The following is a 13874-nucleotide window of genomic DNA, read 5'->3' as shown; positions in this document are numbered from 1 at the left end:
TGCCGCTGGGAAGCTGCCGGCCATGCCTACCTTCACCGCGCCCGACGGAACCCTGCTCGCCTACCACGTGGACGGGGACGGTCCGCCGTTGGTCTGTCTGCCCGGCGGGCCGATGCGGGCCTCGTCCTACCTGGGGGATCTCGGCGGGTTGACGGCTCACCGGCGGCTGATCCGGTTCGATCTGCGAGGGACGGGGGAGTCCGCTACCCCGCAGGATCCGACGTCGTACCGATGCGACCGGCTCGTCGACGACGTCGAGGCACTGCGGGTCCACCTGGGAGTGGAGAGGTGGGATCTGCTGGGGCACTCCGCCGGGGCGAACCTTGCCGTGCTGTACGCCGTTCGTCACCCGGACCGGGTCGCGCGCCTGCTGCTCGTCACACCCAGCGTCATGGCCGTAGGCGTCGAGATCACGCCGGAGGACCGGCTCGCGGCCGTCCGCGAGCGGGAGGGTGAGCCGTGGTTCGCCGACGCGTATCTTGCCCTGGAGGAGATCACCCAGGGACGGGGAACGCCCGAGCGGTGGGAGGCCGTCGCCCCCTTCTGGTACCGGCGTTGGGACGAGAGGGCCCAGGCGTTGCAGGCGGCCGACGCCGTGGAGAAGAACCAGGAAGCGGTTCCCGTCTTCGCCGCGGAGGGCGCCTTCGACCCGCGGGGACCAGAGCGGCGCTCGCCGAACTGGCGGTACCTGTACTGCTGTGCGCGGGTGAGGTGGACCTCGCCGCGCCGCCGCGTGCCATCGCCGAATTCGCCGGACTTTTCCCGAAGGCCGAGTTGGTCGTTCAGGCGGAGGGCTCGCACCACCCATGGGTGGACGACCCGGCCCAGTTCGTTGCGACGGTAACGGACTTCCTGGGCTGAGCCGGATGAGGCAGGTCGGTGGGAGAGGGGGTACCACCACCACCCGTAGTCGAATGTGCCGCGTCTCCCGGCCGGCTGTCTCCGGGTCGGGAACGCGCTTGGCACGCGATGTGCCGTGCCGACGTCACGGGGCGGAGGCGCGACGTAGGGGCGTACAAGCGGTCAAGGAGGCTGACACGACCGTGCTGTTCGCGGTGTCGAACCGACGCGGGATCGCTTGGTATGAGGCGCAGCCGACCGCAGCGATGACGATCACGACGGAGGCCGACGCGACGGTACCAACCGTGTGACGGCGCGCTAGAGTTCCAGCTCATCGGACGTCCATCCAAGATGTCCTGGTTGCTGAATCACCATGTGGGAACGTCAGCGGGCTTGCCCAGGCCGGGCACCCTCGCTGTGCGCTGAACCGCCCGGGGGGGCACTCGCCATGTCTGAAGCTCCGATTGATGACCCCGATGTCTACACCGACACCGACACCGACACCGACACCGACACCGACACCGACACCGACGACGCCGGTAACGAGGATGCCGACCGAAGAGTCGTCGAGCATGAGCGGGCCGAGATGCGGGAGTTCATCAAGGGGCTGAGCTCGGACGACATCAAGTCGGGCAACTGGTTCACCAAGCTGCTCACCCACGCGCTGAGTTCCTACACCGCGAAGGTCGACTGGCAGTACTTTCAGGACCGGTACGTCGGGGTACCGCCGGACGCCGTCGTCGATCAGCGGATCAAGATGGCGGCTCGGTACGCCGCGATCGAGGGTGGGCTCTCTGCCGGTGCCTACACGGCGGCCGTCATCTCCACCCTCGGGACCCTGGGGGGTGCCTCGCCCGCCACTGTCCCGGCCGCCGTCGCGACCATGATGGTCGACGTGGCGTTCACCAGCCGGCTCCAGCTCCGCCTGGCCTACGACATCTCGGTCCTCTACCGGGTCCCGCTCGACCTGTCCGACCCCGAGGATCTGTGGAAGCTCATTCGCGTCGCCTTCACGATCAAGGGCGGGGAAGCGGTTCAGGAGGGTCTGGTCAAGGCGGTCCCGTTCTTCGTGCGGCCGCTGATCAAGAAGTTCTACTCCGGAGGGGTACTCACCGCCGGCAGGGCGCTTCCGGTCGTCGGGAGGCATCTCCTGCAGCGCAACGTCATCAAGATCGGCATCCCCCTGGTCGGCGTTCCTCTCGCGGTGGTCTTGAACCGCTATACGACGCTGCTCGCCGGGCGGCACGCGCGGGCCGTGTTCCGGAACGAGGCGCGGGTGCTCGAACTCGCCGCAGGGCTGAGCAAGCGGACCGAGCACCCGCAGTTGATGCTGTGGGTCGCGTGGCTCGTCATCATGGCGGACGACAAGATCTCCGACGATGAGGCGCAGTTGATCCGGCACCTGGCGAGGCTGGTCCGGGAACAGCACCAGGTGGTCGACGAGCAGTTCGCGCGGCTTGTCGATGTCGACCCTGCCGAGGTGTGGCGACGTCTGGACGCGGAGACAGGAGACCTGAGCGGCCTCCTCGATGTGGCCGAGCAGGTGGCCACGGTGGACGGTGACGTCAACAAGCAAGAGAAGGCCGTCATCTCCCAGCTTCGCTACCACTGCCGCCAAGCCTGATGCCGGGGCGGTCGCCCCGAAGCTGATGAATGCTCTGGCGAGTCCGTAGAAGCCGGGCCATCGGCGGATCTGGGCCACAGACACGCGGTGGAACCGGCAGACCGTCGGCCCGCATCCGCCCATCGGTGACAGCTCTGCCCATCCGCGTCCGCCGAGAGGATTCGCCCACAGCGTCGATGACGTTCGGGGACCCGCGCGCCGTGATGTGGCTGACTGGATGGTGACTGATCTGGACCGTTCCCAGGGATTCCGGGGGCGTCGCGACCGCCCGTCTTCGCGGGTCACCGGAACCAGGAATGCCCGAGCCGGGGTCGGGTCACACGTTCGGGTGAGGCTGCCCGATGGGGGCACGTGCCGGACCGGCGGCCCGTTTGATCCAGCGACGAGGCCGTCTCGGTCACGTTCGTCGCATTGATCGCGGACACCACGGGGGCACACATGAGTCTGACGTTCCAGCGCAACCCGGACGGTACGACCACCGGTCGTAACGAAGGGTCGGGTCTCACTGTGACCCATGTCGACGCCGAAGAGGTCAAGCGGCGGCTGTACGAGGACGCGGGGTGGGAGTACACGCCGCCGCCGCCTCCGGTTCCGCCCGGCTTCCACCGGTTCTCGCTGGTGCACGAGGAGTTCGAAGCCGCCGGTTTCACGGACGAGCGGTACGCGGGCCTGCGGGCCCGACCGCCGCGGGGGTGCGTACCGGTCGACCGGGGCTGCCTCGCCCTGGAGTGCGAGCGTCCTGGGCGGACGCTCCTGGACGCGGTCGCGGGGACCGTCGCGGAGATCCGTCGCGAGTACGGGCTGGTGATGAACAGCGTGGGAGTCGGGAAACCGCAGGAGTGGCTCGAAGACGACCCGGAAGGGCACCCCGGGAAGACCGTCGCGCAACTGGTGCTGATGGCCGTTCATCGCGCCCGTCTGCTCGGATACGGGCGCAGAGACCTGGTCCGGCTCATCGACGCGACGGGGGTCGAATAGCCGGCAGGCGGGCGGCAGGCAGTCGGGCGGCGGGCGGCGGGCGGCGGGCGGCGCCCTGGAGACCGGCGGCCGGCTGCCCCTCAACACCGGGCGGCGGCGGGCTCTCCGAGGCCTACGTGCACGGCTTCAACCTCATCACCGAGGGCGTGAAGCAACTGCGCGGCACGGGCGGGCGGGGCCGGGTGGGCGGCGGCGAGTTCGACGGTGGCGCGGGCCCGCGGACCGAAGGAGACCGCCAGCCGGTCCGGACCCTCGGGGACCACGGTGACCGGGACGTCGACGGCGGGGGTGGCGGTGAGCCACTCCTCGAACCGCGCCCCGTGCACGGCGACCGGCACCCGGCCGGGCGCCGCCTCTTGAGCCGTGTCCATGATGTGCTGCACGATCGTCGTCGCCGGGACCACCGGCCACCGGTCGGACACGTCCGGCCAGCCGGGCCGCTGCGGGAAGAAGCAGTGGTCCAGGAGGTAAGGCATCGTGTCGGGGGAGACCCGGACGATCGCGCGGCGGGGGGCCGGCGGTGACGGTGGGACGGGGGTGCGGGCCGGTGCCGTCAGGAGGGCGGCCGCCGTGTCCGCCGTGTCCCGGAGCAGCGCGGACAGCTCGGCGGCGATCGGCGAGCCGGGGACGAGCGCGTCGAGGGCAGGGGTCGTGGGGCTCGTCGTCCCCGGCGCCAACTCGGCTCGCAGAGTGGCCAGTCGCGCGGGCGCGAGGGACACCAGGTCGCCGCTCAGGTCCAGCCGGACCGGCTGCGTCGCGACCGTACGGTCCCGGCGCGGGCCTTTGGTGTCAGTGCCGGGGCCACGTCGGCGCCCGCCACCCACAGGGCGGTCGCCACCCGGCGGAGCTGGGCGAGGCCCGTGCGCTGCGAGGAGTTGGCGGCGACGACCAGATGGTCGTGGGCGCCCAGGGTGTCGCCGACGAGGGAGCCGAGCGCGCCCGGTCCGACCTGGACGAACACCCGGTGGCCCGCGCTGTGCAGGGCCTCGGAGAGTTGCCGGAAGCGGACGGGTTCCAGCAGGTGCCGGACGAACAGCTCCCGTACCCGCGCCTCGTCCTCGGGGAAGGGTGCGGCGGTCGTGCCCGACCACACGGGGGTGTGCGGGGGGTGCAGCCGGAACCGTCCGGCGGCCTCCTTGATCGGACCGAGGTGGGGTTCCAGCATCGGCGTGTGGAAGCCGGACCGGAACGGCAGCACCTGGCTCAGCACACCCCGGGCCCGGAAGGCCCGCACGAACTCCTCGACCGCCGCGTCCGGCCCGCACACCATGGACTGGCCGGGCGCGTTGTCGTGGGACAGCACCAGGCCCGCCCCGGTCCACTCCTGCGCACGGAGTGCGGCCAGCACCCGCTCGGCGGGTGCGCCGATCGCCCCGAAGGCGAGGCCCGGCACGGTGAGGGAGTCCGAATCGAAGTCCGCCATGAAGGCGTCGACCTCGTCCCCGGAGTACAGCCCGCCCGCCGCCATCGCCGTCCACTCGCCGAGGCTGTGCCCGGCGACCGCGTCCGGGACGATCCCGGTCCGGCGCAGCGCGGTGTCGAGGAGGCGGCCGACGGCGACGACTCCGAGACCGTGCCGGCCGAGGTCGCGGCCCCGTCCTCGGCGACCGCGAGCGCGGGCAGCCCGAAGTGGGCGGCGATGTCGTCCACCCGCGGGGTGAAGTCTCCCTCCAGGCCGGGGAAGAGGAACGCCAGCTTCCCGCCGCCCGCGCCGAGGAGCGGGTCCGGCCGGAACCACACGTCGCCGCGGCCGTGCCAGGCACGCGCCTTGGCGACCGCGCGCCGGGCCAGGGCGAGGCGTCTCCCGGTCGGGTCGACGATGCCCAGCCGGACCGGTCCGGCCTGCGGACGCGGACGGGCCGGATCGAGTCCGGCGGCGCGTACGGCGCTGTCGTCGGCGTCCAGCAGGTCGGCGAGGCCCTCGGTCGAGCCGGCGGCCAGGAGCAGCACCGGTTCGGGTTCGGTGACCCGCGTGACCGGGGCGGGTGCGCGGGCCCCCGGCGGCTCCTCCAGCACCACGTGGGCGTTGATCCCGCCGAACCCGAACGCGTTGACCGCGGCCCGCCGCACGGGCTGGTCCGGCGTGGTCTCCCAGGGGGCGGCCTTCTCCAGGGTGCGGAAGCGGGTGCGGGCCAGCGCCGGGTGCGGGTCGTCACAGTGCAGGGTGGGCAGCAGCGTCGCGTGGTGGACCGCGAGGGCGGCCTTGACCAGCCCGGCGACCCCGGCGGCCGGCATGATGTGCCCGATCATCGACTTGACGGAGCCCAGCACGGCCTCGCCGTCGCCGGGCCCGAACACTTCCGCCAGCGTGGCCAGTTCGGCCCCGTCCCCGGCCGGGGTGGCGGTGCCGTGCGCCTCCAGCAGGCCGATCGAACCGGGCGCCGCCGGATCGAGCCCGGCCGCCCGCCACGCCTGCCGTACGGCCTGTGCCTGGCCGCCCGGATCGGGGTTGACGAGCCCGGCCGCCCGGCCGTCGCTCGCCACACCGGTGCCCCGGACGACGGCGTAGATCCGGTCACCGTCGCGCTCGGCGTCGGCGAGCCGCTTGAGGACGACCACGCCCGTGCCCTCGCCGATCAGGATGCCGTCGGCGTCCCGGTGGAACGGCCGGATGCGCTGGCTGGGGGAGAGGGCGCGCAGTTGGGAGAAGACGCTCCACAACGTGATGTCGTGGCAGTGGTGGACGCCGCCCGCGAGCATCAGGTCGCAGCGCCCGGTGGCGAGTTCGCCCACCGCCTGGTCGACGGCGACCAGCGAGGAGGCGCAGGCCGCGTCCACCGTGTAGGCGGGGCCGCGCAGGTCGAGCCGGTTGGCGACCCGGGAGGCGGCCAGGTTGGGCACCAGGCCGATCGCCGACTCGGGGCTGTCGGCGCCCAGCCGGTCCGTGAACGCCTCCCGCACCCGGTCGAGTTGGCCCGCTGTCAGGCCGGGCAGCAACTCGCCGAGTGTGCGCACGAGTTGCCCGGCGGTCCGGACCCGCTGGTCGAGCCGGACCAGGCCCGGGGTGAGGTACCCGCCCCGGCCGAGGACGACGCCGACCCGCCCCCGGTCCGGGAGCCGGTCCGTGCCGCCCGCGTCGTCGAGGGCGGCGGCGGCCACGTGCAGCGCGATCAGCTGGTCGGGCTCGGTCCCGGCCACCGAGTTCGGCATGATCCCGAACCGGGTGACCTCGACCTGCGCGAGCCCGTCCACGAACCCGCCCCGCCGGGCGTACACCCGGTCCGCGACGGCCGGTTCGGAGGCGGTCCCGGGGTGGTAGTAGTCCGCGTCCCAGCGTCCGTCCGGCACCTCCCCGACGGCGTCCACGCCGTCCCGCAGGTTCCGCCAGTAGGTGTCCAGGTCGGGCGCGCCCGGCAGCAGCACCGCCATCCCCACTATGGCGACCGGTACTTGACGGGGTGTCACGGTCGCGGTCACCAGCCCGAGGCGGTGTGGACGACGGCCGTCGCGGACTCCTCGCCCCAGGCCAGCTCCCGCAGCAGCGCCGCGGTGCCCTCCTCGGGGTCGATCAGCCGGATGCCGCGCCGGGCGTACTCGCGGGCCAGTTCCGCCCCCACCATGCCGGTGTGCCCGGCCGCGGGCGCCCACGGACCCCAGTGCACGGTCAGCGCCCGACGCCCGGTGCGGGCGGCGAAGGCGGCGCCGAGCGACTCCAGGGCGTCGTTGGCCGCCGCGTAGTCGACCTGGCCGCGGTTGCCGAGGACGGCGGAGATGCTGCCGAACAGCACCGTGAACGCGGGCGCGGTGGGCAGTTCCTCCAGCGCCGTGAGCAGCGCCTGGGCGCCGGTGGCCTTCGTGCCGTAGACGCGCTGGAAGGACTCGGCGCTCTTCTCGGCGATGAGCCGGTCCTCGATCACCCCGGCCGCGTGGACCACGCCGTCGAGGCGGCCGTGCTCGGCGTGGATCTCCTTCACCGCCTGGCGTACGGCGTCCGGCTCACGGAAGTCGACCGAGCGGTAGCGGGCCCGGCTGCCGAGCGCGGTCAGTTCCTCCAGTGTCGCCCTGATCTCCCGCTGCGCCAACAGGAGTTGGGCGGCGCGGTTGATCTCGGCGGGCTTCGCACCGCCGCGCGACGCGAGCGCGGCGCGCAGTTCCGCCGGGGTGCGGGCGGCGGCGGTGTCCGCGTCCTCCGGGCCGTCCGGCGCGGGGGTGCGGCCGAGCAGTTCCAGCCGGCAGCGGGCGGCACCGGCGAGCGCGGCGGCGAACTGCGCGGTGATCCCCCGTGCCCCGCCCGCCAGCACCACCACCGAGTCCCGGTCCAGGCCCAGCGCGGCGGCCTCGGCCGCGCCGTCCCCGGCCGGTCCGGCGCCCGTGCCGCCGAGCGCGCCGAGCGGCGCCTCCACCAGCTCGAACCCGTACCGTCCGGCGGCCGAGAGCACGACGACCGGCGTACGGTCCGGGGCGGCGGCCTCCCCGGCCACGGCGTCCGCGACGGCGGCGGGCGACAGGTCGGTGAGGTCGACGACCGCGCCACCGTCTCCGGGTACTCGCGGGCCACGGTGCGGAAGAAGCCGCGCAGCCCCGCCGACCGGGCGTCGCCGTCGGACGGCCGCACGGCCAGCAGCCACCGCGGCCCCCGCGCCAGAGCCGCCTTCAGCACCGGGAACGCGTCCGGCAGCACGGTTGTGCCGTCGTGGGCGAGTGCCCCGAGGTACAGCACCCCGTCCACCGGCCCGTCCCCGTCGCCCAGCACGTGGTCCCGGCCCCGTACGGCGACCTCGGCGCCCAACGCCTGCAGGCTGGAGGCCACTTCGGGCTCGTCGCCCAGCAGGATCCAGCGGGTGCCGGGGAACAGGGCGGCGGGGTCGGAGCCGCCGGGGCCGTCGAGGAGCACCGGGCGCAGGACGTGCCGCCGGGGCGGCTCCCCGGTCACCGCCTTCGAGCCGGGCGACTCCACGGGCGCCGACTCCTCCGATGCCGGCGCCGCCTCCGCCCCCGTGGACGCGCCCAGCCGGGCGGTGAGCCAGCCGGTCACCGCCGCCGCCGTACGCGCCTTCGCCAGTTCTTCCAGCTCGGCGTCGTCCATCGAGGCGAGGTCCGCGCCGCCGCCCGCGCCCAGGCGCCTGGCCAGCTCACCGGCGATCTCGGCCCGCTTGATGGAGTCGATGCTGAGGTCCGCCTCCAGATCGAGGTCGGGTTCGATCATGTCGACGGGATAACCGGTGCGTTCGCCGATGATCTCCAGGACCATCCGCTGGACGTCGACGGGCCCGCCGGCCTCCGGCGCGGGCCCCGGGCCCGACGGCGGTGCCGCGACGGGGAGTTCGGGCGCCTGCGGCAGGGTCTCGACAGCGGGCGGCGGTGCCTGCACGAGGACGGGTCCGGCGACCGGTGCACCGGGCGTGCCGCCGAAGTAGGTGAGCAGCACGTCCCGTTGGGCGGCGATCATCTCCCGGCTGGTGCGCAGGAACTCGGAGACGAGCGCGTCCCGGTCGCAGGGGACGCCGTGCGGGGGGTTGGTCGTCACAGTCGTCTCCAGGGTGTCCACGACACGTCGGGCCGGTGCGAGCGCACCGGGAAGGAGGGTGCCGGCGGCGGTGCGGACGAGCTGCCCGTCGACCGTCCAGCCGGGGACCTTGGGCGCGGGGGTGCGGACCGCGTCGACGGCGTCCCGGCCGCGCAGCAGCAGTCCGGTGCGCACCGGCAGCCCCGCGACGGCGAGCCGGGCGAGGGCGTCGAGCCAGTCGCGCAGGCCGCCGCCGGGGCGGGGTTCGCAGGCGACGGCGGTGTGCGGGCGCTCGCCGAGGATCTGTCCGACCAGCCGGGTCAGCACCGACCCGGGACCGGCCTCGACGAAGACGCGCGCGCCCGCCTCGTACATCGCCTCGATCTGCTCGGTGAACGAGACCGGGGCGCCGATCTGCGCGGCGAGTTCGGCCCGGACCGCGCCCGCGTCGGCGGCGTACGGCGCGGCGGTGCGGTTGGACCACACCGGGAACTCGGGCGCGTGCACCGGGCGGGCCGCGAGCGCCTCGGCGAAGCGGTCACCCGCCCCGGCGACCAGCGGGCTGTGGAAGGCGCACGCCACGGGGATCCGCTGGGCGCGCAGACCGGCCTCGCGCAGCAGCCGTACGGCCTCGGCGACCGCGTCGGTCGGACCGGAGACCACCGTTTGCCGGGGGGAGTTGCGGTTGGCGACGACGACGGTGTCGGGTGCGCCCGCCGCCTTGAGGGCCTGCTCGACCTCCTCCGCACCGGCGGTGACCGCGGCCATGGTCCCCGGCTCCTCCCCGGCGGCCCCGAGGATCGCCGCCGCCCGCTCGGCGCTCAGCTCCAGCAGCGTCTCGGGGGCCAGGGCACCGGCGGCGCAGAGGGCGACCAGCTCGCCGTAGCTGTGCCCGGCGGCCATGTCCGGCTCCACGCCGGCGGCCGTCAGCAGGGCGTGTGCGGCGAGCCCGGCGACGCCGAGGGCCGGCTGGGCCACCCGGGTGTCGGTGAGCGCGGCCCGCTGCCGGTCCCGGGCGGCGTCGTCGAACGCGGCCGGCGGGTACAGCGCGTCCGCGTGGGCCCGCCCCAGCTCCAGGTACGGGCGCAACCCGGGGAGGGCGACGAACAGGTCGGCGAGCATGCCGGGGCGCTGGCTGCCCTGCCCGGGGAAGAGGAAGGCGACCTTGCCGTCCCCGGCGGGCTCGGCCTCGGCCCGGTGGATCCCGCGGGCGGGGGCCGCGCCGGCCGGGCCGTCGAGGACGGTCCGCAGTTTCCCGGTCAGGTCGTCCACGTCGCTCGCCACGACCGCGAACCGCACCGGGTCCGTGCTCGCGTCCGACCGCCGCGCCGCGCCGAGCGCCAGGTCGCGCAGGCGCCACGGGCGGCCGTCGGTCCCGGCGACCTCGAGGAGTTCCTCGACGGAGCGGCGGGCCGACTTCTCGTCCCGGCCGCGGAACACGAACAGTTCGGCCGGCCAGGCGTCCAGGCCCCGGGCGGGCGCCGCCGGCCCCGGGTGGGCGCCGAGCACCAGGTGGAAGTTGGTGCCGCCGAAGCCGAACGCGGACACCCCGGCGAGGCGTTCACCGGCGGGCGCGGCCCACGGCCGGGCCTCCGTGTGGAAGGCGAACGGGCTGCTGTCCGCGTCCCAGGCCGCGTTGGGCGCTTCCACGTGCAGCGTCGGCGGCCGGACGCCCGTGTACAGCGCGAGGGCCGTCTTGATCAGGCCGGCCAGCCCGGCGGCGCACTTGGTGTGCCCGATCTGCGACTTGACCGAGCCGATCACACAGCCGCCCGCCTCGGCGCCCGCCTCGCTGAACACCTCGCTCAGGATGGCGAGTTCGGTGCGGTCGCCGACCACCGTGCCGGTGCCGTGCGCCTCGACGAGACCGACCTCGGCCGGGGAGACTCCGGCGTTGCGGTAGGCGCGCTCCAGCGCGGACCGCTGGCCCTCGGGGCGGGGCGCGGTCAGTCCGAGGGAGCGGCCGTCACTGGAGGAGCCGAGGCCCTTGATGACGCCGTAGATCCGATCGCCGTCGCGCTCGGCGTCCGCGAGCCGCTTGAGGACCACGCAGGCCACGCCCTCGCCGAGGGCGATGCCGTCGGCCGAGCCGTCGAAGGCGCGGGAGCGTCCGGTGGGGGACAGGGCGTGCACGGAGGAGAAGAGGACGTAGTCGTTGATGCCGTTGTGCAGGTCGGCACCGCCGCACAGGACGACGTCGCTGGTGCCGCCGAGGAGTTCCTTGCAGGCGACGTCGACCGCGGCCAGTGAGGAGGCGCAGGCGGCGTCGACGGTGTAGTTGGCGCCGCCGAGATCGAGCCGGTTGGCGATCCGGCCGGAGATGACGTTGGCGAGCATGCCGGGGAAGGAGTCCTCGGTGAGCTGCGGGAGCTGCTCGTCGAGCCCCTGCGGCACCTTCCCGTAGTAGGAGGGCAGGACGGCTCGCAGGGTGGCCGCGTTGGAGAGGTCGCTGCCGGCCTCCGCGCCGAACACCACCGAGGTGCGGGAGCGGTCGAACGTCCTTCCTCCCTCGCCGTATCCGGCGTCCTCCAGAGCACGCCGGGCGGCTTCCAGGGACAGCAGCTGGACCGGCTCGATGTGGCCGAGGGAGGTGGGCGGGATGCCGTAGCGCAGCGGGTCGAAGGGGATCGGCGGCAGGAAGCCGCCCCACTTCGACGGGGTGGACCCGCCGTGGTGCACGGCCGGGTCCCAGCGGTCGGCCGGGACCTCGCCGACCGCGTCCACGCCGCCGACCACGTTGGCCCAGAAGGTGGGCAGGTCGGGTGCCTGCGGGAACATGCAGGCCATGCCGACGACCGCTACGTCGAGCGGTGCGGGCGCCTCGGGGCGCGGCGCCTGACGGACGCCGAGTTCGGCGGCCCGGCGGGAGAGGAACGCGGCGGCTCCCGCCGTCACGGAGGTGTGCAGCGCGGCGACCGTGGTGGTCGCGACCGCAGTACGGCCACCTCGCCGGCCATGAACATCCCCTCGGCGAGCTGCCGTCGCTCGTCGACGGGCACGAGCGTGCCGTCCGTCCCCCGCGTCGTCCCCTTGCTGGCGAGGCGCAGCCGGCCGACGTTGAGCCGTTCCAGCTCCTCCCAGACCAGCCGGTCGGGGACGCCCTCGGCGCGCAGCCGGGCCTCCTCCTCGCGGTAGCCGGCGGCGAACGGGCTGGGCACGCAGCGGGTGGCGTGCCCCGGTGCCGACTCCAGCAGCGTGGTGCGGTCGGCGTCGAGCACCTGCCGCTGGAACAGCGGCCGGATCGCGCCGTGCGCCACCGCCTCCTCGGTGAACAGGTACGCCGTGCCCATCAGGACGCCCACGGCCGCCCCGCGTGCGGTCAGCGGCGCGGCGAGCGCGGCCACCATCGCGGCCGAGCGTTCGTCGTGCACGCCGCCCGCGAAGAACACCTCGACGTCCCCGGCGTCACCGCCGTCGTCCAAGTAATCCTCCAGGACCCCGAGTTGGGCCTCCCACAGCGGGAAGCTCGCGCGCGGTCCGACATGCCCCCCGCATTCGGAGCCCTCGAACACGAACCGGCGCGCACCCGCCTGGAGGAACTGCCGCAGCAGCCCCGGCGACGGCACGTGCAGAAAGGTCCGGATCCCGTCCTGCTCCAGCGCCCGCGCCTGCGCGGGCCGGCCGCCCGCGATGACGGCGTGCGTCGGCCGCAGCTCCCGTACGGCCTCCAACTGCGCGGCCCGTACGTCCTCGGGCGCGAAGCCGAGTACGCCGACCCCCCAGGGCCGGCCGGCCACCGCGTCGCGCGTCCCGGCCAGCATCTCCCGCGTCCGCTCACCGTCGGCCAGCGCCAGGGCGAGGAACGGCAGCGCCCCGTCCGCGGCGACCGCCGCCGCGAACGCGGCCCCGTCGCTGACCCGCGTCATCGGACCCTGCGCGACCGGCAGCCGGGTGCCCAGCGCCCGGCTCATCGGCGACCCGTCCGCCAGCGCCCTCACGGTCCCGTCGTCGCCCACGGCATCGCGCACCGCCTCCCGCACCGCCCGCACGGTCCGCCGTACGTCCCCCCAGCGGTCGGCGAACCGGGCGGCGAGGAAGCCGTCCTGGCCCACCGGCAACAGCTGGGTGCGCGGGTCCCGGGCGCCCAGCAGCGCCGCGACCTCCGGCGGTCCGGCGTCCTCCGGGAGGCGCGGGGCGTCGGTGCCCCGGCGCAGCAGCACCCGGTGACCGGCCACGACGACGGTCTCCGAGCCGTCCAGGGGGCGCAGCGCGGCTGCCGTCGCCTCGGGCAGCGCGGACTCGGCCAGCAGCGCGAGCTGTCCGTCGAGGACGACCCCGGCCGCCCCGCCGGCCACCGCGGCGGCGGCCGTGTGCGGTCCGATGCCCCCGCAGGCCCAAACCGGGACGCCCAACCCCGGTGCCGCGAGCAGCTGTTGGAGCAGGACGAAGGTGCTCAGGGTGCCGGTCCGGCCACCGCACTCGCCGCCCCGCGCGATCAGGCCGTGCGCCCCGGCGCGGACGGCCTCCCGCGCGGTCGGCAGGTCGGTGACCTCGGCGAGGAGGCGGTACCGCGCCGCGAGGCCGGTGAGCGGCCAGGGCGCGTCGGGAGCCAGCACCACCGTGTGGGGGCCGTCGGCGCCGAGGTCGGCGGGGGACAGGTGGCAGCGCGGACCGACCCTGACCCCGAACCCGCCCGGCGCCGAGCGCCGCAATCGGGCCAGCGCCTCGCGCGATCTTCGGCCGCCGTCGCCGAGATCGAGGACGCCGAGGCCGCCTGCCCCGGCGACCGCGAGGGCGAGCCCGGCATCGGGTTCACCGAAAGGGGTGATGCCGATGATCATGTCCTCGGAGCGCACAGTGGACGTCATTGATTCTCCGAATCAAGGGTGAAACTGCACGGTGGGGGGTTCGGGACAGCAAAGGCGTGCACCGGGATTCCGGCGGGAAAGGATCACCGCGGAAGGCCCAGGAAATCGCTTGTTCGAAGCGCGTTGAAAGGTAGTGCGCTTATTACTCGCCAGTCAACGTTTGAACGAACGCCCGGTT

4 protein-coding genes and 3 pseudogenes are annotated in these 13874 nt (G+C 74.4%); 3 read left to right on the top strand and 4 right to left on the bottom strand.

Going from position 1 to position 13874, the window contains the following annotated elements:
* The first annotated feature begins 22 nt into the window (after positions 1 to 22).
* From BM536_RS03790 to BM536_RS03780, 3 genes and pseudogenes are all read left to right on the top strand, one after another.
* A pseudogene (locus BM536_RS03790) lies at positions 23 to 861 on the top strand (alpha/beta fold hydrolase).
* A 427-nt stretch (positions 862 to 1288) separates the two neighbouring features.
* Complete coding sequence (locus tag BM536_RS03785; protein WP_073494509.1) at positions 1289 to 2464, top strand: tellurite resistance TerB family protein; 1176 nt, start codon at positions 1289 to 1291, stop codon at positions 2462 to 2464.
* 438 nt (positions 2465 to 2902) lie between these two features.
* Entirely contained in the window at positions 2903 to 3442 is a 540-nt protein-coding gene (locus BM536_RS03780; protein WP_094102604.1) for a hypothetical protein, read from the top strand.
* A gap of 80 nt (positions 3443 to 3522) precedes the next feature.
* Here BM536_RS03780 and BM536_RS42290 read toward each other — a convergent pair whose 3' ends face one another.
* The 4 genes and pseudogenes from BM536_RS42290 to BM536_RS03770 form a co-directional block, all read right to left on the bottom strand.
* On the bottom strand, positions 3523 to 4161 hold the full coding sequence (locus BM536_RS42290) for a hypothetical protein (protein WP_245873252.1): 639 nt from the start codon (positions 4159 to 4161) through the stop codon (positions 3523 to 3525).
* 11 nt (positions 4162 to 4172) lie between these two features.
* A complete protein-coding gene (locus tag BM536_RS42285) occupies positions 4173 to 5180 on the bottom strand; it encodes an acyltransferase domain-containing protein (RefSeq protein WP_245873279.1) in 1008 nt (335 codons plus the stop codon).
* A 230-nt stretch (positions 5181 to 5410) separates the two neighbouring features.
* A pseudogene (locus BM536_RS42280) lies at positions 5411 to 6811 on the bottom strand (beta-ketoacyl [acyl carrier protein] synthase domain-containing protein); the annotation flags it as partial.
* 44 nt (positions 6812 to 6855) lie between these two features.
* Positions 6856 to 13696 (bottom strand): annotated as a pseudogene (locus BM536_RS03770) (SDR family oxidoreductase).
* Positions 13697 to 13874 lie beyond the last annotated feature (178 nt).

This window comes from Streptomyces phaeoluteigriseus, from assembly GCF_001896135.2.
Lineage (GTDB): Bacteria > Actinomycetota > Actinomycetes > Streptomycetales > Streptomycetaceae > Streptomyces > Streptomyces phaeoluteigriseus.
Note: the sequence above shows the minus strand (reverse complement) of the source record. Positions and strands in the feature narration are given on the sequence as shown.